20 protein-coding genes and 1 pseudogene are annotated in these 21,277 nt (G+C 45.8%); 6 read left to right on the top strand and 15 right to left on the bottom strand.

The annotated features are described in order from the left end of the window. Nucleotides 1–5 precede the first annotated feature (5 nt). The 14 genes and pseudogenes from JK130_RS06735 to thrS all read right to left on the bottom strand — a co-directional run bounded on the left by JK130_RS06735 (nucleotide 6) and on the right by thrS (nucleotide 13,410). The gene (locus JK130_RS06735; RefSeq protein WP_218353549.1) at nucleotides 6–1,496 is read right to left on the bottom strand and encodes a SulP family inorganic anion transporter; all 1,491 of its coding nucleotides are present in this window, start codon (nucleotides 1,494–1,496) and stop codon (nucleotides 6–8) included. Between the two features lie 335 nt (nucleotides 1,497–1,831). Next, complete coding sequence (locus tag JK130_RS06730; protein WP_218353548.1) at nucleotides 1,832–2,242, bottom strand: hypothetical protein; 411 nt, start codon at nucleotides 2,240–2,242, stop codon at nucleotides 1,832–1,834. Between the two features lie 75 nt (nucleotides 2,243–2,317). Beyond that, nucleotides 2,318–2,623, bottom strand: a complete 306-nt coding sequence (locus JK130_RS06725) for a hypothetical protein (RefSeq protein WP_218353547.1) — start codon at nucleotides 2,621–2,623, stop codon at nucleotides 2,318–2,320. 283 nt (nucleotides 2,624–2,906) lie between these two features. Next, entirely contained in the window at nucleotides 2,907–3,626 is a 720-nt protein-coding gene (locus JK130_RS06720) for a hypothetical protein (protein WP_218353546.1), read from the bottom strand. 123 nt (nucleotides 3,627–3,749) lie between these two features. After that, nucleotides 3,750–4,133 carry a VOC family protein gene (locus JK130_RS06715; protein WP_218353545.1) on the bottom strand — a complete coding sequence of 128 codons (384 nt, stop codon included), beginning with the start codon at nucleotides 4,131–4,133 and terminating at the stop codon, nucleotides 3,750–3,752. Between the two features lie 372 nt (nucleotides 4,134–4,505). Further along, complete coding sequence (locus tag JK130_RS06710) at nucleotides 4,506–4,838, bottom strand: YnfA family protein (protein ID WP_218353544.1); 333 nt, start codon at nucleotides 4,836–4,838, stop codon at nucleotides 4,506–4,508. Between the two features lie 537 nt (nucleotides 4,839–5,375). Then, a complete protein-coding gene (locus JK130_RS06705; protein ID WP_218353543.1) occupies nucleotides 5,376–5,957 on the bottom strand; it encodes a hypothetical protein in 582 nt (193 codons plus the stop codon). A gap of 195 nt (nucleotides 5,958–6,152) precedes the next feature. Further along, nucleotides 6,153–6,452 (bottom strand): annotated as a pseudogene (gene ihfA, locus JK130_RS06700) (integration host factor subunit alpha). A 3-nt stretch (nucleotides 6,453–6,455) separates the two neighbouring features. Then, nucleotides 6,456–8,843 carry a phenylalanine--tRNA ligase subunit beta gene (pheT, locus tag JK130_RS06695; RefSeq protein WP_218353542.1) on the bottom strand — a complete coding sequence of 796 codons (2,388 nt, stop codon included), beginning with the start codon at nucleotides 8,841–8,843 and terminating at the stop codon, nucleotides 6,456–6,458. 18 nt (nucleotides 8,844–8,861) lie between these two features. Continuing rightward, nucleotides 8,862–9,842 carry a phenylalanine--tRNA ligase subunit alpha gene (gene pheS, locus JK130_RS06690; RefSeq protein WP_218353541.1) on the bottom strand — a complete coding sequence of 327 codons (981 nt, stop codon included), beginning with the start codon at nucleotides 9,840–9,842 and terminating at the stop codon, nucleotides 8,862–8,864. A gap of 336 nt (nucleotides 9,843–10,178) precedes the next feature. Further along, nucleotides 10,179–10,535, bottom strand: a complete 357-nt coding sequence (gene rplT, locus JK130_RS06685) for a 50S ribosomal protein L20 (RefSeq protein WP_218353540.1) — start codon at nucleotides 10,533–10,535, stop codon at nucleotides 10,179–10,181. Nucleotides 10,536–10,553: 18 nt separating this feature from the next. Next, entirely contained in the window at nucleotides 10,554–10,751 is a 198-nt protein-coding gene (rpmI, locus tag JK130_RS06680) for a 50S ribosomal protein L35 (RefSeq protein ID WP_108566247.1), read from the bottom strand. Between the two features lie 115 nt (nucleotides 10,752–10,866). Continuing rightward, entirely contained in the window at nucleotides 10,867–11,409 is a 543-nt protein-coding gene (gene infC / locus JK130_RS06675) for a translation initiation factor IF-3 (RefSeq protein ID WP_218353610.1), read from the bottom strand. Between the two features lie 84 nt (nucleotides 11,410–11,493). Further along, nucleotides 11,494–13,410: a threonine--tRNA ligase gene (gene thrS / locus JK130_RS06670; RefSeq protein ID WP_218353539.1), complete on the bottom strand. Its 1,917-nt coding sequence runs from the start codon at nucleotides 13,408–13,410 to the stop codon at nucleotides 11,494–11,496. A gap of 331 nt (nucleotides 13,411–13,741) precedes the next feature. Between thrS and JK130_RS06665 the strand changes: the two genes are divergently transcribed. Genes JK130_RS06665 through JK130_RS06655 form a run of 3 tightly spaced genes read left to right on the top strand, consistent with a single transcriptional unit; the run spans nucleotide 13,742 to nucleotide 16,433 of the window. Beyond that, nucleotides 13,742–14,662 (top strand): fructosamine kinase family protein, encoded by a 921-nt coding sequence (locus JK130_RS06665; RefSeq protein WP_218353538.1) that lies wholly within the window; start codon nucleotides 13,742–13,744, stop codon nucleotides 14,660–14,662. A gap of 12 nt (nucleotides 14,663–14,674) precedes the next feature. After that, a complete protein-coding gene (locus JK130_RS06660; RefSeq protein ID WP_218353537.1) occupies nucleotides 14,675–15,424 on the top strand; it encodes a pteridine reductase in 750 nt (249 codons plus the stop codon). A 1-nt stretch (nucleotide 15,425) separates the two neighbouring features. Beyond that, a complete protein-coding gene (locus JK130_RS06655) occupies nucleotides 15,426–16,433 on the top strand; it encodes a DUF3080 family protein (RefSeq protein WP_218353536.1) in 1,008 nt (335 codons plus the stop codon). Nucleotides 16,434–16,441: 8 nt separating this feature from the next. Here JK130_RS06655 and JK130_RS06650 read toward each other — a convergent pair whose 3' ends face one another. Further along, nucleotides 16,442–17,560: a mechanosensitive ion channel family protein gene (locus JK130_RS06650; RefSeq protein ID WP_218353535.1), complete on the bottom strand. Its 1,119-nt coding sequence runs from the start codon at nucleotides 17,558–17,560 to the stop codon at nucleotides 16,442–16,444. Nucleotides 17,561–17,833: 273 nt separating this feature from the next. On the opposite strand from JK130_RS06650, the gene JK130_RS06645 reads away from it, so the two are divergent. From JK130_RS06645 to JK130_RS06635, 3 genes are all read left to right on the top strand, one after another. Next, entirely contained in the window at nucleotides 17,834–18,400 is a 567-nt protein-coding gene (locus JK130_RS06645) for a DUF924 family protein (protein WP_218353534.1), read from the top strand. Between the two features lie 121 nt (nucleotides 18,401–18,521). Continuing rightward, nucleotides 18,522–19,748: a pyridoxal-phosphate-dependent aminotransferase family protein gene (locus JK130_RS06640; RefSeq protein ID WP_218353533.1), complete on the top strand. Its 1,227-nt coding sequence runs from the start codon at nucleotides 18,522–18,524 to the stop codon at nucleotides 19,746–19,748. Beyond that, on the top strand, nucleotides 19,745–21,004 hold the full coding sequence (locus JK130_RS06635) for an allantoate amidohydrolase (protein ID WP_218353532.1): 1,260 nt from the start codon (nucleotides 19,745–19,747) through the stop codon (nucleotides 21,002–21,004). The genes JK130_RS06640 and JK130_RS06635 overlap by 4 nt, the downstream gene beginning before the upstream one ends. Nucleotides 21,005–21,277: the final 273 nt, after the last annotated feature.

Below are 21,277 nucleotides of genomic sequence, written 5' to 3'. Positions count from 1 at the left end.
GTCTCCTAGTGACCACCCATTAGCTTATCGACTTCAGCCGGGTCATTATACACACCAAATTTATCGACCACCGTCTCGGTCGCTTCATTCATACCCACGACGCTGACCGTAGCCCCCTCTCGCCGAAACTTAATCACGACTTTATCCAGCGAGTTTACCGCTGTTATATCCCAAAAATGCGCATGGGTCAGATCAATAACCACCGTGCTAACGGCTTCTTTAAAGTCAAATGCCGCGATGAACTGCTCTGCAGAGGCAAAGAATACCTGCCCTATCACCTGGTAAGTGCGTGTTTTTTCAACTTCGCTATAGTGGGATTTTACCGCCATAAAGCGGCCAATTTTGTTGGCAAAAAACAGGGTTGCCAACAGCAGCCCCACCAGCACACCGATGGCTAAGTTGTGCGTTGCTACCACTACCACTACGGTGCTAATCATCACAATATTGGAAGAGAGTGGATGCTTGCCCAAATCTTTTACCGAGGTCCAGGAAAATGTACCAATCGCTACCATTATCATTACCGCCACAAGTGCCGCCATAGGAATCTGGCGCAGCCATTCGTCCAAAACCAGCACCATAAACAGCAAGAATGCCCCCGCGACAAAACTGGACAGCCTGCCGCGACCGCCAGATTTAACATTAATGATAGACTGACCAATCATGGCACAGCCGGCCATTCCGCCAAATAGCCCGGCACCAATATCGGCAATACCCTGACCTTTGCATTCTTTGTTTCTGTCACTGGAGGTATCAGTCAGGTCATCAACAATCGTCGCCGTCATCATAGATTCCAGTAAACCCACCACCGCCAGACCAGCAGCATAAGGGAATATAATCGACAGGGTTTCAAAGTTTAGTGGCAGTTCCGGCCATAGGAATATAGGCAAGGTGTCAGGAAGCTCACCCATATCCCCTACCGTGCGTATATCCAGGCCGGTAGCAATCGCAATAATGGTGAGGGTGACAATGCATACCAGCGGTGAAGGAATGGTTTTACCTATCACCGGCAAGTAAGGAAACAGATAAATAATGCCCAGCCCTGCGGCGGTCATTACATAAACATGATAAGTCACATTGGTCAGCTCCGGCAGCTGGGCCATAAATATTAATATGGCTAATGCATTCACAAAACCGGTCACCACAGAGCGGGAAACAAAGCGCATCAGCTCGCCCAGGCGAAACATTCCTGCCGCAATTTGTAATACGCCGGTAAGCAACGTGGCGGCCAGCAAATACTCAAGACCATGCTCTTTAACCAGAGTGACCATTAATAAGGCCATAGCGCCGGTGGCTGCCGAGATCATACCCGGCCTGCCGCCGACAAAGGAAATAATGACGGCGATGCAAAAAGAGGCGTACAAGCCTATTTTGGGATCGACTCCAGCAATAATAGAAAAGGCAATGGCTTCGGGAATGAGGGCTAACGCCACCACAATACCCGCAAGCACATCACCACGGATATTGGATAGCCAATCTCTTTTTACGTGTTCGAACATGCACAATTACCCAGATGTTTTCCTCTGGAAGAGGAGTAGAAAATTACGTATCAGTAAGTCTCGCGAGGGCCGCGATAAAATGGCTCATAGCGTTGAGCAAAATCAAGCAAGAGGGGATGCCTAGGGCGGCGTGAACGTCAAAACTGACTCTGTGTTAATTGGCGATTTTTGCATCATACACCAATGCGTTAACCACATCTATGTCAGTACGCCAAAGGCGATAAAAGTAAATGATGATGCGGCAGAGCCCTTAGGGCAATAGAGCTGGACTATTGCCGCTCAGTTTGTATCAGCCGCTCACTTTGGTGGCAGTCTTACCATGCGCTGCCGGATAATCACACGACAAACCCCTGGATAACTGTAATAACCAGTAATGCTACGTAGGGAAATGCGATGGTGGGACGTGCTGCTTGTTTTGCGTATTCCAGAACTTTCGATAGCCCGCCGGTTTCCAGTAACTGATAGTCGCTATTAAACTGAAATTCACAAGCCGGAATATCTTCTTTTATGCTTTTCTCAATTTTCAATAAGCGGGGCTCAAGGCGTGACTGAAAGGTTTTCCAGATGGCATCCTGTAGCCACAACACCAGTAATAGCAAAAACATGAAGGTCGAACTGACACCGAGTGCCACGCTTAAGAAAACCAAAACAATGCTACTGAGCTTTATATACAAAGAATGCTTTTCGTAGCTTTCAAACTGGTTTTGCAACAAACACCACTCAGCTTCGAAGTTCTTTTTTTCCATATTTTTTCCTGAAAGTAGGTTGGATTTTTCATATAACAGACCCGCTACCGTTCCAAGGGGCTAATGGCAGCCCCCCTAAGACGCCGCAACTGTATTACCAGATGTCGTTTGTTCCGGACCACATACAATACGCTCTTCTCCCAGGTTATAAATGTTGTTTACTGCCACATACGTACCCGACACCACCCCCGACAGAGGTAGCAGCACAAGGCCACTCACGGAGTAAAATGTATTAGTGTCTTTAAAACCATTGATGACTTTCAGGGTTTTACGATCAGAAGAGATTTCACAACGATTGACTTTGCCCAGGTCAGTTTCGGGCACGATTACGCATCCTGACAAAAATAAAAAACCTGCGCTCAATAAAATTAACTGTTTCATAGAAATTTCCCTTTCTTATTTATTTCAAAGGCTGCGGTTTAAAGGCAGCGGTTTAAAGCTAACGGCTCCTGGTCATATATAAAAATGATATGACCGCACTGAAGAGGTATGCACACCTGGCAAATTCTGGCCATTCTGTCTTGCTAAGTGACTGTCCTTATGGTCTAAAACTATACCATCCTATTGGCCATACACCGGTACTAAAAGTTCCCTTATATCGATTATGGACCGTAAAAAGTAAGCCTGCCTGAATTTTGCCCGCGTGCCGACAGCGCTCGATGATTTAATTAGCTTGTTGCAGGTCGCTAACTTTGACCCTGAAAAACTTCACTTTTTCGCTTAGTGGTTTATAGGACCAGGGCGGGTCGGTAACTTCAATATTGTTCACCCCAAGCCTAGCCATATCTTCTATCGAATAATACCAACCGAAGAATTCACCTTGGTTTGGTATAGCATCATATTGGGTCGATTGCCCTAACGTGGTAATTCGCTGCTCCACTCCAATCTTTTCGAAAAATTGTTTTTCACGAGATAAAGCGGCTTGCATGTAGCTTCGCAGGTTTGCCTCGGTAGCGTCCTGTTCCTGCGCTGGAAGCGATGAAATAAGAGTAGCGATTTGGTGCTTCATGCCTGAAACCCCACCATGAAAGCCAATCAGTGCATGTTTGGAAATTCGGTGGGCAGGAGCGGCTGAAAACACGTAGTTTGCGCATGAGGAAAGACAATATTTGTCTACCGCAACTTTAAGCTTATGGTCAAAAACAATACTACCCAGGCTCATGCCTTCGTTTACTTCCCCGCCTTTGCTGGTAATAGACAGCCATTTAATCGAATTTTCGGGCTGTTCGATAAAAGACAGTAGCTTGCTATTGGCTTCATTCGTCACAGTGCCTTCGTATGTCACCGTATTACCAGCCAGACTCACGCTGGTTTCAGTATCGGCCGTGGCCTGGAAGACAAACGTTACTGAGACAAAAAAATACAATATTAATGATTTATACATACCCTTCCCTGGCGTATTTTAGTTTTAAAGATTGATGCAGCCAGATAAGGCGCATCGGCGATGTTTTCGGATATTAACCATTATAAAGATGAGTGGCTGGTGTCGCCTGCGTCTGTGTTTTTGCTACAACTCATCTTGTGTAGGATCACCGATATTCATGAACTCCCGAATTTGAATATGGTTGCCATCACAATCTGCAATATTTGCCACTTTAAATATCGGATTAGCCCACTCACCATCAAATATTTTACCACCGAGTTCCAGCGCTTCTTTTTTGGTAGCCTCTATATTTTGCACTGTCAAAAAAAGCTTTATTGTACAAAATGACTCCTTAGATGTTTCAAATGGCGGTATATGGATAATAAGATTGAAACCGTCTTTTTCCAGGCTAATGAACTCTTTGGTTTGTCTGGTAATCGACAAGTCAAAAAGTTGTTGGTAAAACTCTGCTAGCGAACGAAAATTCCCTGAGTAGATAAGCACACCATTTTGAGCAGGTTTTGGCATTTTAACTTCCTTTACTTTTGCTGGCAGCGAGAAGCCGGTGAAAATGATCCAGTGCGGAATAGACAGGTTCGAGTTCAGACTCGGTGTCATAGCCAGAACAATAACCCTCTGACCAAAGAGTACCGTATTGGTATTTCTTATTCATTCTGTGTTTAACTGAGCAGTCCGCATAAACGGCCCTGGCACCTTATTTCAATAATCTTAAGTGCGAAGATGGAAGATATTTTAATTGCTGAATCACACTTGTGTTAACTCATTTTTTAGTCTGACTTGAATTGATAAAAGAAGTCAAAACATTATCCTCCTATTTCGCATTACCTGATACCAGGGTAAGGCCCTACTTTCCTGAAAGATGCGAAAAAGGCGGTCGCTTTAGATGCCGCGGGGGGCAAACATAATAATCGCCATTCCTAACAGTGCGACACCTGAACCAACAAAATCCCAGACTGTGGGTTTGATGCCATCTATTGTCCATAACCACACAATAGCCGTAAATATATAAACCCCGCCATAAGCAGCGTACACCCGGCCTGCGGCGGTAGGGTGCAAAGATAACAGCCACGCAAATGCAGCAAGGCATAACGCAGCAGGAACCAATAGCCAGACCGACTTTCCTTCACGTAGCCATAGGTACGGTAAATAACAACCTATAATTTCGGCCAAAGCAGTGATTAAAAACAGGCCCACCGTTTTTAGTTCGGGCAAAAAGTGATTCCTTTAATGGATTGCAAAGTACATCTGTTCAAGGGTAGCAAACATAGACAGTGAAAAAGAGGGAAATAAGTATCTTGTTGTTTGCCAGAACCTAAGAGTAAGCGGTTGAAGACGATTGATACGTATCACCAACGCTTGTATTGGTTTTGCCTATTTCTTCCAGCCCATTAGCATTGGCACAAGCATGTCGGTTACCTGCCGCTTTTTAAGACTGTGTGATTCGGGATATTACATTCTATCAATCATGTGACCCACACCCGCCTCTGCTTCCAGTCAATATCAATAGCGCAACCATTATCGGTAAGCCTGCTTTGATTGCGGTTTAAGATACCAGCAGAGCTTTGCTAATAAAAAGCATTTCACATCATTGTGCTTTCAAATAGCTCGTACTTCAGGTAACTCGGTAAAAAGCCATTTATCTGCGGCTGGCTTTGCACTGAAAAGGCGGATCAGCAACCCTATTTCCCGCGATTTTGCGCCTCATTAAATAGCAGCCTATGTTTGACCAAAAGGCTATTGCGACTAATTTTATTCTGGTTTTGAATCTGAATTGGCAGTTTGACCTTGCTGCGCAGCTTTATGACGTTTCTGCCAAATTTCCTGGGCAGCCTGGCGATGAGCCTTGGTTACCGTTGCCCCTTCTGCCAGCGTTCCGGCAATTTGTTCAATAAGGCTGTCACGTTTGGTGATCAGTTCCTGCGCTTTTTCATACAACGTATTCGCTTCGGGGTAGCGCTGTTTTAAATCAGCGATACCTTTCAAATTTGCATAACGCTGTTCAAATTCTTCGTTAAAAAGATCGCGTTTGGCGTTGTATTCTACATAGCGTCTGGCTTTTTCCGACCCAAGATACTCGATATTCTCATCTGACAAACCGGCCTCGCGGCCGACTTCCTGGCCCTTTTGCAGCCACAGCTCAATGGTTTTGTCATCATTTTGTTTTACCGCCTGCCTTACTCCAGCGCGCAAATCAGAGGCTTTGAGTATATCCATGACGTTGATAACCGGGACCGGTTCTTCCACGGTATCTGCCGAACGGTCAGACAACCAAACAAAATAGCCTGCAATCCCTACAATTATAAGAAGACCGATTAATAGCAGTTTTTTCATGAATACGCTCAGTTAATAGAATATTGGTCACCCAATGGTGAGCTAGAATTTTTTTGATACACAATAGATTACCGATAAGCATCGGATTTGAAAAGAGTGAAAGTTTGAAGGCGCACGCAGGCAAAACAGACGGTACGTTACGTTATATTACGTACCGTACCGTCTGTCGTTATTACTCGCGAATAAGAAAAAAGCTTATTCAGCGACAGGCTTAGAGTTTTCTACCCTGCTTTTCAACTTTTGACCCGGACGGAACGTCACCACCCGGCGCGCTTTGATAGGAATGTCCTCACCGGTTTTAGGATTACGGCCAGGACGTTCGTTTTTATCACGCTAATCAAAATTACCAAAACCTGACAACTTCACTTGTTCACCAGATTCCAGGGCTGTTTTGATTTCTTCAAAAAAGCCTTCCACTAAATCCTTAGCGTCTTTTTTATTAATACCCAGTTTTTCGAATAAGTGTTCAGCCATTTCGGCTTTGGTCAATGCCATAGTTTACTCTCTTAACGCTGCCCCGAACTCGGATTCTAAACTTTTTACCACGGTGTCCACTGCCTGTTGAATCTCAGCTTCTTCCAGTGTTTTCTCCGGATTCTGTAAAATGAGCGATAAAGCCAGGCTCTTATACCCCGGTTCTATCCCCTTACCTTTGTACACATCAAACAAGTTTAGGGCAACTAATTGATTTACGCTAATTTTTTCTACGTGAGAAAGAATTGCACCAACAGAAACTGCCTCTTTAACTGTAATTGCTATATCTCTACGGTTCGCAGGGTACTTAGAGATCGCTTTTGCCTGAGGTAAAGTTCTTTGAGATAAAGCAGTTAAGTCTATTTCAAACAAAAATAGACTTCCATTTACCCCAATCATTTTAGTAAATTGAGGGTGTAACGCCCCTACAAATCCAATGTTTTTGCCATCAAGTAATATAGCGGCTGACATACCCGGATGCAATGCACTGTGGCTTTGCGCAATAAAGGTAATTTCACCGTTTTGCGCCTTCATGGCAAGTAACGCTTCTACATCGCCTTTTACATCAAAAAAGTCGACCGCTTCATCCCCACCATGCCAGCTTTCAGCTGTACGACGACCGGCTATAACACCGGCAATGACCGACTCCTGACACACTCCACTTTCAGATTTTGCATCGGGTACAAATCGAAGGCCGGTTTCAAACAGCCGAACACGACTTTGCTGACGTTTTTGGTTATACGCCACCGCACCTAACAAGCCCGGCCACAAACTGACCCGCATCACCGACATGTCAGAGGAAATAGGATGTGGTAGGACCAAGCCTTTTTCATCAGGGAATAAGGCATCCTGCACTTTAGGATCAACGAATGAATAGGTAATGGCTTCTGAATAACCACGGGCGGTCAATTGTGATTTGAAGACTCGCGAATTAATGGTCGCTTCGCTGGCCGGTAACATCGCTAAGCTGGCCTTTGGCGCTACATTAGGAATATTGTTGTAACCGTATACTCGCGCTACTTCTTCAATTAAATCTTCTTCAATGGCAATATCGAACCGGTAACTGGGTACTTCAGCCTGCCAGTGATCTTCAAGTTCGGTCACCTGCATCCCTAGCCGGGTTAGTATTTCAGTAACCTTGGCTACGGCAATATTGATACCTAATACACGGCTAAGACGTTCCTGGCGCAATATCACGGTTTTTGAGGCTGGTAAGGCGTCTTGTTCAACAGCTTCAACTACTGGCCCGGCCTCACCGCCACAAATTGATAAAACAAGCCCAGTGGCACGTTCTATCGCATCGCGTTGTAATTGAGGGTCTACGCCCCGTTCATAACGGTGCGAGGCATCAGTATGTAAGCCATATTGACGAGCACGGCCCATAATAGCATCGCGGGCAAAAAAAGCGCTTTCCAATAAAATATCGGTGGTGTCGGTGGTTACGCCTGAATGCAGACCACCAAAAATTCCAGCCATAGCCAACGGTTTGTGATTATCGGCAATGACCAGAGTATCGCTGGCCAACTCAACCGTAGACTCATCAAGCAACGTTAAAGACTCGTCGGCGTAAGCCATGCGTACTTTAATGTTGCCGTCGATGCGGTTTAAGTTAAACGCGTGCATCGGTTGACCCAGCTCTAGCAATACATAGTTGGTCACATCCACGATGGGGTCGATGCTGCGAATGCCGCTGCGGCGCAACTTTTCAGTTAACCAAAGCGGTGAAGCCGCAGTTAAATCAACATTTTTTAGCACACGACCTAAATAACGCGGGCAGGCCTGAGGCGCATCTAAGTTAATTTCAATTTTATCATCAATGGTCGATTGAACAGGCTCGATAACCGGTTCGCGAACATCTTCGTTGTTCAGTACACCGACCTCACGGGCAATACCGCGAATGCCAAGGCAGTCGGCGCGGTTTGGCGTTAAATCTACATCAATACTGTAGTCGTCAAGGTTCAGATATTCCCGAATATCCTCGCCCACGGGGGCGTCGCCAGGCAGCTCAATTATACCGTCGTGATCGTCGCTTATGCCTAATTCAGAAAAACTACACAACATACCAAATGAAGGTTCACCGCGAAGTTTGGCCTTTTTGATTTTAAAATCGCCCGGCAGTACTGCACCCACTTTGGCTACCGCAACTTTGATGCCCTGACGACAATTGGGCGCGCCACATACGATATCAAGCAGTTCATCATCACCGGTGTTGATTTTGGTTACACGTAGTTTATCAGCATTTGGGTGTTGACCGCAGTCGACCACCTCGCCCACTACCACACCAGAAAATTCGCCTGCGACGCCAGCGAGTTCATCTACTTCCAGTCCTGCCATACTTAACTGCTCAGATAATTGCTGAGCATTCAGGGCAGGATTGACCCATTCTCTTAACCACTTTTCGCTAAATTTCATAGTAAACTCTGCCCTGCCCTAGTTAAATTGTTTAAGAAAACGTAAGTCGTTTTCAAAAAATGCACGAAGGTCGGTTACGCCGTAGCGCAACATGGTCAGGCGTTCAACACCCATACCAAAGGCAAAGCCGGTGTATTCTTCCGGATCAATATTAACCGCTTTTAATACATTAGGATGCACCATACCGCAGCCTAATACTTCCAGCCACTGACCGTTTTTGCCCATTACATCAACCTCGGCTGATGGCTCGGTAAACGGGAAATAAGAAGGCCGGAAACGAACTTCTAACGACTCTTCAAAGAAATGATGCAAGAAGTCATGCAAAATGCCTTTAAGCTCGGTGAAGCTTACATTTTTATCTACCATCAAACCTTCAACCTGATGAAACATCGGGGTGTGGGTCTGATCATAGTCGTTACGATAAACCCGACCAGGAGAGATAATACGCAGCGGCGGCTGCTCTACTTCCATAGTTCGAATTTGCACGCCTGAGGTCTGCGTACGTAGCATAACATCGGGATTGAAGTAAAAGGTGTCGTGATCAGCACGAGCCGGGTGATTCGCCGGAATGTTCAGCGCATCAAAGTTATGAAAGCCATCTTCAACCTCAGGGCCGGTTTTTACCGCAAAACCAAGTTCGCCAAAAAATTGCTCTATCCGGGCTATAGTGCGGCTTACCGGATGCAAATTACCGGGCTGTTCGACACGACCGGGTAATGTCACATCTATGGCTTCTTCTGCTAGCTTGCGGTTCATTTCTTCACTGTGCAGAGCTTCGCCTTTTGCCCCAATCGCCTGTTGTATAACTTGTTTGGCCTGATTAATTTTTTGACCGGCAGCGGGACGTTCTTCGTTCGACAATTTACCTAACCCTTTTAAAAGATCGGTTAACTTGCCCTTTTTCCCCATGTACTCAACTCTAACCTGGTCAAGTGTCGCTGCATCTTCGGCAGCGTCAATCTGGCTTTGTGCCTGACTAATGATCGCTTCAAGCTCCATGATTTCCTCAATATGGCATTTGGTATCGGATAGCTCTTTGCAACAAAGAGTTTGCCTGAATATAAAAGGCTATAGTCTACACGACACATAAAACCTGTCGCTACCCTAACGGGCTGATAAATCCCAACTATTATACGAATTTATTGATTTAATCTGAAAATTTTGAAGATGTGGACGGGTTTGCTTGGTATTAGCGCTGGCCGATATCAGTAATAAAAAGGTGTTAGAGCAGAAAAGAAAGTTTTGCGTGGGGGTTTTGGTCGACCAAAAAGAAAAACGGCGAGCATCCTGCTCGCCGTTTCCTGAAAGAACTTAAACTTAATTTGGTTTAAAAAATTAAGCTAATGCGCCTTTAGCCGCTTCGACTAATGCGCTAAATGCTACCTTGTCATGTACAGCGATGTCGGCAAGGATCTTACGATCGATTTCGACAGACGCTTTCTTAAGACCGTTAATGAAACGGCTGTAAGACATGCCATTTTGACGTGAAGCAGCATTAATACGTGCAATCCACAATTGGCGGAATTGACGTTTACGCTGACGACGGTCACGATATGCATATTGACCAGCTTTAGTTACTGCCTGTACCGCTACGCGAAATACGCGAGAACGAGCACCGTAATAACCTTTCGCCTGTTTTAAAACTTTTTTGTGACGGGCACGTGCAATCGTACCGCGTTTTACTCTAGCCATTCTTTAGTCTCCTGATCTTTAAACGTACGGCAACATGCGTTGTACCAACTTGGTATCCGCATCATGAACCAATTTTTTGCCACGCAAATGGCGTTTACGCTTAGAGCTCTTCTTGGTCAAAATATGACGCAAGTGAGACTGCTTGCTTTTAAAGCGGCCAGAGCCTGTCTTTTTAAAACGCTTGGCTGCACCACTGTTAGATTTGATTTTAGGCATTGCTAAAACTCCGCATTGTTAAGTTCGGTTTGAACGATGTGCAGTCATCACAAACCGGTTACATTATGCAGCAAGGTGTTTCGAAGGGGCAGAGTCTTCGAAAACTTTCAGACCATTACTGCTTCTTTGTTGGGGCTAATACCATGATCATTTGACGACCTTCCACTCGACGAGGGAAAGATTCGCAGATAGCGACTTCTTCTAAATCGGTTCTTACACGTTTTAAAAGATCGATACCAATGTCTTGGTGGGCCATTTCACGACCGCGGAAGCGGATAGTGACTTTGGCTTTGTCCCCACTTTCAAGAAAGCGACGCAGGTTGCGCAGTTTTACCTGGTAATCGCCTTCATCCGTGCCAGGGCGGAATTTAACCTCCTTGACCTGAATTTGCTTTTGCTTCTTCTTTTGCTCTTTTTGAGCTTTACTTTTTTCAAAGAGGAACTTGCCATAGTCCATAACTTTACAGACTGGCGGCTCGGCATTAGGACTAATTTCTACAAGATCCAGACTCGCTTCCTCAGCGGTTTGTGTTGCTTCGGCTAACGAAACTACACCAATCTGTTCACCCTCTTTGCCGATAAGTCTTACTTCTCTGGCTTTGATTTCATCGTTTATGCGGGCTTTTGCGCCCTGAGCCTGTTTGTTAGCGCCTTTAATGTGCTATTCCTCCAAAAATTAAAATCGTAATGTTAGCCTACCCAATATAGGGGCTATGCTAACACTTTCAAGACCCGTAACAATCTATTTGATTGTTTTTTCTGCGATTTCCTTCTGTGCTAATTCAATGAAAGCATCCAGATTCATCGTTCCCAGATCTTCACCACGTCTTGAACGCACAGCCACCTGGTTCGACTCAACTTCTTTGTCGCCGACCACCAGCATATAAGGAACACGCTTTAGGGTGTGCTCGCGGATTTTAAAGCCAATCTTCTCATTTCTCAAGTCAGACTTTGCTCTAAATCCTAATTGTTGCAATTTTTCTACGGTTTGACCCACATAATTCGCCTGATTATCAGTAATATTAAGTACCGATATTTGCTGCGGTGCCAACCAAAGCGGGAACGAACCGGCGTATTCTTCGGTTAAAATACCGATAAAACGCTCAAGCGACCCTAAAATAGCCCGGTGAATCATTACCGGAACCCTACGCTCGCCATCTTCAGCTACGTAAGTAGAGCCTAAACGACCCGGCATCGAAAAGTCGAGCTGTACAGTACCACACTGCCATGCACGATCCAGACAATCATGCAAAGTAAATTCAATCTTCGGACCATAGAATGCGCCTTCACCGGGCTGATAGTCAAATTCAATATCATTGGCTTTCAGCGCTTCGGCCAGGGCGGCTTCAGATTTGTCCCAAATTTCGTCTGAACCTACCCGCTTTTCAGGACGTGTAGAGAGCTTAACCGCAACCTTGTCAAAGCCAAAAGCTTCGTAGGTTTCGTAGACCATCTTAATACAGCCGCTCACTTCTTTTAGGATCTGCTCTTCGGTACAAAAAATATGAGCATCGTCCTGGGTAAAGCCACGCACACGCATAAGACCATGTAAGGCACCCGAAGGCTCATTACGATGGCAGCAACCAAATTCAGCCATACGTAAAGGCAGGTCACGGTAAGACTTTAAGCCCTGATTAAAAATTTGCACATGGCCCGGACAATTCATAGGCTTGATAGCATATTCACGCTTTTCAGATTCGGTGGTGAACATGTTTTCGGCATATTTATCCCAGTGACCTGATTTTTCCCACAATGAGCGGTCCATCATCAGCGGGCCTTTTACCTCGTCATAGCTGTACTGACGCAACTTACGACGAACAAAAGTTTCAAGCTCGGTGTAAATAGACCAGCCATCATTGTGCCAAAACACCATACCCGGTGCTTCTTCCTGCCAATGAAACAGGTCCAGCGTTTTACCAATTTTGCGGTGGTCACGCTTTTCAGCTTCTTCTAAACGGTTTAAATAGGCTTTAAGCTGTTTTTTGTCAGCCCATGCAGTGCCGTATATGCGTTGCAGCATTTTATTTTCACTGTTGCCTCGCCAGTAGGCACCCGCCACTTTCATCAGTTTAAAATGCTGACAAAACTTCATATTGGGTACATGGGGGCCCCGGCACATATCCACGTATTCTTCATGGTGATATAAAGCGGGCTCATCGTCTTTACTGATGTTTTCATCAAGAATTTGCATCTTGTACATCTCGCCGCGCTCTTCAAACGTGTCGCGCGCCTGTTGCCAGCTAACTTTGTTTTTAACCACCTGATAATTGGTTTTTGCCAGCTCTAGCATTCGCTTTTCAAGCTTTTGCAGGTCTTCGGTGGTCAGCGAGTGCTCCATATCAACATCGTAATAAAAGCCGTTATCGATAACCGGGCCAATCGCCATTTTAGCATCTGGCCACAGTTGCTTAATCGCATGCCCGATAAGATGTGCACAGCTATGACGCAGTATTTCCAGGCCTGCGTCATCTTTGGCGGTAATAATTTGCAGCTCAGCATCGTGCTCAATGGGTTCAACAGCATCAACCAATTCGCCATTTATTTTACCCGCGATGGTGGCTTTAGCCAGACCAGGACCAATATCGGCGGCAACATCAAGTACAGATACCGCATTGTCAAAAGCGCGTTGGCTTCCGTCAGGAAGGGTAATTACAGGCATTTTTATTCCTTTACAGTGGTGACACCTACTCTGTGCCACTTGAGATATGTGAGTTTAAGAGACGAATACGTTGGCGAATGGTTACTGTTGTACATTGTTTATTTTGACAAAATACACAGATAAACCGTACGCGCTAAAAAAGAGGGGAATTATAACGGCTTAACCAGCGCTTGCAATGGGCACATACAAATTGAAGTACACGATGTATTGCCCCCTCTAGCCTCTGATGACAACTACAACCAGTTGTAAATAAGTCATTATTTCGTTATTGCGCGTAAAAAAAGCTACATGCTCCTGGTGACAAACTATACTAAAGAGAAGGTTAGTGCACATGCGCGCAGGCTTATCAGACGACCCTATGTGGCATTTTATCAGCGACCATATCAGCCGGGCTACCGCTACCTGCTTTTTGTGTCAAAGCAAACAGAAAGTGACGGGCGGTGACACCCATCAGGCGTATCTTATCAAAGATGCGACAGCGCGTTATTTTGTAAAAATCAGACCTCATACAGGGCCTTTACAGCTACACTTTGAAGCAGAAAGCCTTGAGGCTATTCAGGCGACAGATACCGTAAGTGCGCCGCGGGTCATTTGTCACGGGGTGACCGACGAGGGTAATCACAGCCATGAATACCTGGTAATGAACTATCTTCGCTTTGTAAATGGCGATGATGCGGGTTGGCAGCTTTTGGGTGAACAGCTGGCGCTTTTACATCAGACCCCGTTACCGGGCCGCGCTGAAAATAATCAGTTTGGCTGGTCGCACAACAATTATCTGGGTAAAACCGAACAGTGTAATGACCCCTATCAAACGTGGTCGGTGTTTTATTCTGAATGCCGCATTGGCGCCATGCTTGATAAGCTGGCTAATCAGGGCCATCGGCTGATTAATCGCGATGTATTTGTTACCCAAACTGAACGTTTTTTAAATAGTCACCAACCTCAGTTAAGTTTGGTTCATGGTGACTTATGGTCAGGAAATATCGCTCATACCGTAAAAGGCCCGGTGGTTTTCGACCCCGCGGTTCATTTTGCTGACCGAGAAACCGATATTGCCATGACAGAACTATTTGGCCGTCTGCCTGCCCCTTTTTATACCGGATACAATAACAACGCGCCATTCAGTGAAGGTTACGAACACCGTAAAAAACTGTACCAACTTTATCATTTGCTTAATCATGCCGTTATCTTCGGTAGCCCCTACCTCGAAGAGGCAAAATCTGCCATCATTCACTGTCAGAAAATGTATTAAACCCGAGGTTTTATGTCTGTTCAGACGCCAGTGGCGTTAATCACCGGTGCCGCCCGACGTATCGGGCATCATTTTGCTTCTGCATTACATGCAAAAGGTTATAAGGTGATTGTTCACTACAATCATTCACAGACCGAAGCAGAGCAATTGTGTGATTTACTCAACCAAACCCGACCTGATTCGGCAATGGCTATACAAGCCGACCTGAGTGATAGTCAGCAGGTTAATATGCTGGCCGAAAAGGTACTTCATTGTACCGCCAGACTGGATGTGCTTATTAATAATGCTTCTGCTTTTTACCCAACTGTGATTGGCAATATACAACGCAGCGACTGGGATATGCTGGTAGGCAGCAATGTGCAGGGGCCTTTGTTTTTAACTCAGGCGCTAGCAAACAGGTTAGCTGATACCGGTGGATGTGTTATTAACATGGTGGATATTCATATTGCGCGCCCCCTACCCGGCCATAGCGTATATTGCGCGGCGAAGGCGGCGCTGGCTTCAATAACCCGTTCGCTGGCTGTAGAACTTGCTCCCAGGATACGTATAAACGGTATTGCGCCAGGCGCTATATTGTGGCCCGAACGCTCAATAGATGAGAATCAAAAAAAGCATTTACTCCAAAGCATACCGTTACAACAATTGGGAACCGTAAAGTCATTGTTTCAAACCGTAGAGTTTTTAATCAGCAATCACTACATCACCGGCCAAATTATTGCGGTAGATGGCGGGCGTAGTATTGCCAGTCAGGCAACGGTATAAAATGCGTTGGCTGGTGTTGCTCTGTCTATCAACCTTACTGACTGGCTGCTTTTTTAGTAGCAGTCTTCAAGATGAGCTGGATGAATATCATCAGCGCCTTAATCGCGTTCTTGATTCACAGGCCAATGCTATTGTTCCTGAAGTTTCTTTAAATTATCCTTCATCGGCAATGCTGGTCAGTTCAATAGAACCGGTCACCATCAATCTGCGAGATTTTTATCGTTTTCAAAATTGTGAGTTAGGTACTATGGTAGCCCAACGAAACACGGCCCTGGGAAAGACCGCCCAGCTTTCACAGCGTTATATCTATGAGTCGTTATTACTTAAAACGCTTCAACAATGTATAGATTCAATTGCAGACGAAAACCCTGAAATGACCGGGCAGTTAACGCGCTGGCTGAAGATAAAGCAGCAACAGCAGCCCGCGCTGTGGGCCAATTTAATACAAACCAGTCCAGAGATGCGCGCCGCTTTGTCGCGCTCTCCTGACTACCTCGCAGCGCAAGACAATAGCAATGCCAGCGCGGCGGTTTCGGCTTTGGGGTATTTAAACAGCCTTAAACATACACCTTTACACAATGTCTCTGAATTAGAAACGCAGTTGAAAATTATTGACCAGGCACGCCTGCCCGCCAAGCTTTGGCGTACACAACGTGTATTCGTTGCGTATTTAGAACCCATGAACGCGCAACTGACTATACAGTTACCCCAACTGAGCTGCCCGGCCGGAAAAGCCAGTAACCAGGTGAAAATCCTCAAAAATGTGTTTTATCTGTTTTTTATTGAAAAGATTCAACCCATCGGCAGTAAGCTTAATCAATATCATTACCAGCTTGGTGATGTTTGGCAGAAATGGCAGACCGACGCTGCTTTACACCCATCGTTTAAACGTTACATTGGTCAACACGCCGAACAAGGGTTTACCCGCTATCAACAAGCAGTAAAAGATCATGTGCAATTATGGCAAACCCTGTTCGCCCGCTGTAATCTGTCGCCTACCGCGCCATAGGGTGTGAATTATAAAATATTCTCCCCGTCTTCAGGGTCCCGCGACTGCTCGGCCTGACGCCGTATTTCCGACGTTTCGCTGCTTACGTCATCCTGGTTATGATTAGCGCTCGCTTCTTGTGTCTCGGTGTGCTTATTTGTACTGCTACCCATATTATCTGATGATTTTTCTGATTGCGTATTAGATTGTGAATCGGACTGCACTTGTGATGGGGCGTCAGAGGCCGGCTGAGAATTTGAGTTTTCTGAAGCCGCATCGCGCATTATTGGTAGGCCAGCAGGAAACACGCGTTCGCGCGCATCATCGGGCATACTAATACCCGCATTTTCAAATAAAACTACCAGCTCGCGCATTAATACTGACGCCATTTTTAAAACACTGGTTTTCTCAACATCAATCCAAAAATAAACCTTTAGATTGGCTGTAGCCGAACCTAAATTGTCAATCAGCACCTGCGGTTCTGGCTGTGTAAGAATGTTAGCGTGCTTTGATAAAAACTCACTGGCGAGTTGCTGAGCGTGCTTAATATCGTTGTCATAACCTACACCGATAATAAAATGACCACGCATATTGGGGTTAGCAGTAAGATTCTTAATCACCCCTTTATAAATACTGGCGTTGGGGATTTGTATATGATTGCCATCAAAGTCAACCAGAGTTGTAGCCCGCGCGGTTACCTTTTGTACCACACCCAGATAATCTTCAATTTGTACAACATCCCCAATCCTAAAAGGCCTTTGTACTGTCAGTAACAAACTCGAAATAAAATTTTCTGCAATATCCCGAAAAGCAAAGCCTAATATCAGTCCAAGCAAACCAGTACCACTTATTATGGCCACGGCAAACTCAGTGAGCCCTGCCAGCTTTAAAAATAAATACACCCCCAGCAGTATGCATAAAATAGATAAGGCTCTGTGTGTCACCGACCGAATAAGCGGACTTTTGGTTAAATGCCGAAATGGCTTTATAAGCAGGGTAGCCAGAGGGCCGGAGATAAAAATTAAAATCAGTAAAAACAACAGGCCTAAAGCAATACCCGGTATTTGAGCCCGGACGCCATCAAAAATATGGGTCAACACCTGAGTCTGGCTTTCGCCTGTTCCCTGTAAACCGGCCAACAACCACATAAGCTACCTTTATTCGTAATAAGATTTTAAGGCTATTCATACGCCAAAACTAAGGGCTTCGGGTCAAAAAACCGGACAGTCTATTAGGAGCTGATATCATTGTAATTATTAGTGCTTACCCGCTTTTTGAGACTTAGTTGGCCTACCGTAATAAATTCTAAACTGACCGCACCAATATTTTGTATTGATTATTTTTTGTTCTCATTCACAATGAGTTAGTGAATACCAAAGGTTGATTCGGTTAACTATTATTTAATTATTGGATAATCATTTATGGCAAAACAGCCAATGATCACGGTTGAAGAAGCTGCCAACGTACTGGCTTTCTGGTTTGAAGAGCTTGAACCAAATCAGTGGTTTATCAAGGATGACAGTCTAGACACGCTTATTCGAGCGCGTTTTATGACGGTTCACAATGCCGCAGCGCAATGTGAATTATGGCCCTGGCGAGCAACGGCCTATGGGCGCTTAGCTGAAATTATCGTGCTGGACCAATTTTCCCGAAATATATTTCGCAATAAACCTGAAGCATTTATGCATGACTCTTTAGCATTAGCGCTGGCTCAGGAGGCGGTAAGTGTAGGCGCAGACCAACATCTGAGTCATTCTGAACGTGCTTTTTTGTATATGCCTTTTATGCATAGCGAGTCGCTAGAAGTACACAGTACAGCCATGGAACTGTTTGATGAGAAAGGCCTTCAGAATAACTTTGAATACGAAAAGAAACACAAGGCCATTTTACAACGCTTTGGTCGCTACCCTCATCGCAATGCAATTTTAGGCCGCGAATCTACGCCTGAAGAAAAACAGTTTTTAACCCAGCCCGGATCTTCTTTTTAGAGCTATTGTGCGCGTGCAGTGAGCATTCTGGTCGGTCAAAAGCACGGCACCTTTCAACTGCACAAACTTGTTACCTACACGACGCTTTGCTGTATTTCAGCATCTTGAATATAAGGTACCTATGAAAACACTAAATTTGCCTCCTCGTCTGCTTATGGGCCCTGGGCCTGTAAATTGTTACCCAAGGGTATTGTCTGCTATGTCTACGCAGTTGGTGGGTCAGTTTGATCCGGCTATGACCGCAGTTATGGACGAGGTAATGGCGCTTTACAGACAAGTGTTTTTAACCAATAACCCGCATACCTTACTGATTGATGGCACCAGTCGCGCGGGCATTGAAGCCCTATTGGTTTCGGCGCTCGAACCTGGAGACAAAGTGCTGGTACCGGTTTTCGGGCGCTTTGGTCATCTGCTGACCGAGATTTGTGAGCGCGCCGGCGCTCGTGTTTACACTATCAATAGCCCCTGGGGCACCGTGTTTGAACCTGAACAAATTGAAAAAGCGCTAATTCGCATAAAGCCTAAGGTGTTAGCAATTGTCCAGGGCGATACCTCTACCACCATGCTGCAACCTTTAGAACATTTGGGGGCGCTGTGTCGCCAACATGACGTCTTATTATATTGCGACGCTACTGCCTCGGTTGGTGGTAATACGCTTAACACCGATGAGTGGCAATTAGATGCCGTATCAGTAGGCCTGCAAAAATGTTTAGGGGGGCCGTCAGGCAGTGCGCCCATAACGGTTAGCGAACGCTATGTTACGCAGGTACGTAAACGACATCATATTGAAGCAGGAATTCGCGAGTCCTCTTCATCGCATGCGCTGGGCAGCCCAATTCAATCAAACTACTTCGACATACCCATGTTACTTGATTACTGGAGCGGCGCCCGGTTGAACCACCACACCGAAGCTGCCTCAATGTTATTTTGTGCACGCGAATGCGCCATAGCCTTACTGGAAGAAGGCCTCGGCAATGTAATTCGCCGGCATTATGATGCTGGCTCGGCAATGCTTGCCGGCATTCAGGCAATGGAGCTTACCCCCTACGGCGATATAAAACACAAAATGAACAATGCTGTCGGGGTTGTTATACCTGACAAAATCGACGGCGAATTGGTACGCCATGAACTGCTGCACCGCTTTAACATTGAAATTGGTACCAGTTTTGGGCCATTAAAGGGCAAAATCTGGCGTATTGGGACCATGGGCTACAACGCGCGTCAGGATGCGGTACTTCACACATTGCAGTCTCTTGAAACCGTACTTCGCCGGCATCAGTGCGTACCCAAAGCTGGCGGGGGTGTAGATGCTGCTTTAGCCTATTACGACCAGGCCAGTATACAATGACCGCATTCGCCCGTGCGGCTGCCCAGGTAATGCAGCAATTACAACAGCTGGCAACCATCAGTCAGCATCCAGAATATCTGGATAGACGTTATCTGAGTGACGAACATTTTGCCGCTAATGCCTTGGTCGCTCACTGGATGAGTCAGTCGGCGATGCAGCATCATACTGATGCAGCGGGTAACCTTTGGGGCCGGCTATCCAGTGGTACACCTGACGCGCCGCGCTTTATCATGGGAAGCCATCTTGATACCGTGCCTAACGGCGGTAAGTACGACGGCATGCTGGGCGTAGTCGCTGCTGTTATGCTGGCAAAGTTACTTGATGAATACGCCGTTCAACTTCCCTTTCATTTAGATATTGTCGGCTTTGGTGATGAAGAAGGCACCCGTTTTGGTTCCACTTTATTGGGAAGCCGGGCGTTAACCGGGAGCTGGCCCGCCAGCTGGCGAAATCTGACCGATGCCGACCACATAAGTTTGCCTCAGGCTATGCAAAACGTGGGTTTACGCTTTGACGATGTACGCAATGCTGCTCTTACTGATACCGACATACTAGGCTTTCTTGAGCTTCATATTGAACAAGGACCGGTATTAGAAGATGAAAATCTACCCATTGGTATTGTCAATGCTATCGCTGGCGCCCGCCGTTTTGAATTTAGGGTAACAGGTATGGCCGGGCATGCGGGCACGGTACCGATGCGCCTGCGTAAAGATGCGCTTACCGCCTCGGCAAAGATGATTGTTGCTATTGAACAGTTGGCGATTGAGCACGATATTGTGGCTACGGTAGGACAAATAAAAAACCAGCCAAACGGGGTCAATGTTATCTCTGGCGAAACCCTATTTTCGCTTGATATCAGAAGCGGTGATGATATGCACCGCGACAAAGTCGTGGAGTTAATAATAAACGCGGCTACCACGATTGCCAGTCAGCATTCGGTAAAACTATTGTGGCGGCAAACACACGAAGCAGCAGCGGTGTCCTGTGATGCTTCCTTACAGTCACTGCTGCACCGAGCCATCGACTCTGCAGGTTATTCACCGCTTTATCTACCTTCGGGCGCCGGTCACGATGCTATGGCCATGGCACAAATATGTCCGGTTGCCATGCTTTTTACCCGGTGTGACAAAGGCATCAGTCATCATCCGGATGAAAATATTTGTGTCGATGATGTCGAGGTGACCTTACAGGTGTTGTTCGAAACCCTTATTTTGCTGTCTAAACAACACACCGTTAATCAGAACGCCGCTTTATAAAAACAAGGTATCGAGAAATGCTTTTATAAGCCGGTCTTCGATCTTGTTTTATGATCAGCCTAATAGCGAGGGCAGTTATTTACGGTCAATTACTGATGTTTGTATGGGACTGCTTATTGGTTACGCGGATATATGCCATGTACCTGTTTGCCTTCATCGTTTTAGATCATCCTTTTAAGCATTACCGATTCGAAGAGGTAGATCACATAAATAATTGATGGTTAAGGCGCTGTAAATTTTCCCACTTCATATGTAATAACGCACCAACCTTTT

The organism is Alteromonas lipotrueiana, assembly GCF_019249245.1.
GTDB classification, from domain to species: domain Bacteria; phylum Pseudomonadota; class Gammaproteobacteria; order Enterobacterales; family Alteromonadaceae; genus Alteromonas; species Alteromonas lipotrueiana.
Note: the sequence above shows the minus strand (reverse complement) of the source record. Positions and strands in the feature narration are given on the sequence as shown.

What these genes read in the sequence shown, in the direction of transcription:
- JK130_RS06665 (WP_218353538.1), top strand. Translation starts at nt 13,742, where the DNA reads ATGCGCGCAGGCTTATCAGACGACCCTATGTGGCATTTTATCAGCGAC.
- thrS (WP_218353539.1), bottom strand. Translation starts at nt 13,410, where the DNA reads ATGCCTGTAATTACCCTTCCTGACGGAAGCCAACGCGCTTTTGACAAT.
- rplT (WP_218353540.1), bottom strand. Translation starts at nt 10,535, where the DNA reads ATGGCTAGAGTAAAACGCGGTACGATTGCACGTGCCCGTCACAAAAAA.
- JK130_RS06660 (WP_218353537.1), top strand. Translation starts at nt 14,675, where the DNA reads ATGTCTGTTCAGACGCCAGTGGCGTTAATCACCGGTGCCGCCCGACGT.
- JK130_RS06735 (WP_218353549.1), bottom strand. Translation starts at nt 1,496, where the DNA reads ATGTTCGAACACGTAAAAAGAGATTGGCTATCCAATATCCGTGGTGAT.
- pheS (WP_218353541.1), bottom strand. Translation starts at nt 9,842, where the DNA reads ATGGAGCTTGAAGCGATCATTAGTCAGGCACAAAGCCAGATTGACGCT.
- JK130_RS06635 (WP_218353532.1), top strand. Translation starts at nt 19,745, where the DNA reads ATGACCGCATTCGCCCGTGCGGCTGCCCAGGTAATGCAGCAATTACAA.
- JK130_RS06650 (WP_218353535.1), bottom strand. Translation starts at nt 17,560, where the DNA reads ATGTGGTTGTTGGCCGGTTTACAGGGAACAGGCGAAAGCCAGACTCAG.
- JK130_RS06640 (WP_218353533.1), top strand. Translation starts at nt 18,522, where the DNA reads ATGAAAACACTAAATTTGCCTCCTCGTCTGCTTATGGGCCCTGGGCCT.
- JK130_RS06645 (WP_218353534.1), top strand. Translation starts at nt 17,834, where the DNA reads ATGGCAAAACAGCCAATGATCACGGTTGAAGAAGCTGCCAACGTACTG.
- JK130_RS06725 (WP_218353547.1), bottom strand. Translation starts at nt 2,623, where the DNA reads ATGAAACAGTTAATTTTATTGAGCGCAGGTTTTTTATTTTTGTCAGGA.
- JK130_RS06730 (WP_218353548.1), bottom strand. Translation starts at nt 2,242, where the DNA reads ATGGAAAAAAAGAACTTCGAAGCTGAGTGGTGTTTGTTGCAAAACCAG.
- JK130_RS06715 (WP_218353545.1), bottom strand. Translation starts at nt 4,133, where the DNA reads ATGCCAAAACCTGCTCAAAATGGTGTGCTTATCTACTCAGGGAATTTT.
- JK130_RS06705 (WP_218353543.1), bottom strand. Translation starts at nt 5,957, where the DNA reads ATGAAAAAACTGCTATTAATCGGTCTTCTTATAATTGTAGGGATTGCA.
- JK130_RS06720 (WP_218353546.1), bottom strand. Translation starts at nt 3,626, where the DNA reads ATGTATAAATCATTAATATTGTATTTTTTTGTCTCAGTAACGTTTGTC.
- JK130_RS06655 (WP_218353536.1), top strand. Translation starts at nt 15,426, where the DNA reads ATGCGTTGGCTGGTGTTGCTCTGTCTATCAACCTTACTGACTGGCTGC.
- rpmI (WP_108566247.1), bottom strand. Translation starts at nt 10,751, where the DNA reads ATGCCTAAAATCAAATCTAACAGTGGTGCAGCCAAGCGTTTTAAAAAG.
- pheT (WP_218353542.1), bottom strand. Translation starts at nt 8,843, where the DNA reads ATGAAATTTAGCGAAAAGTGGTTAAGAGAATGGGTCAATCCTGCCCTG.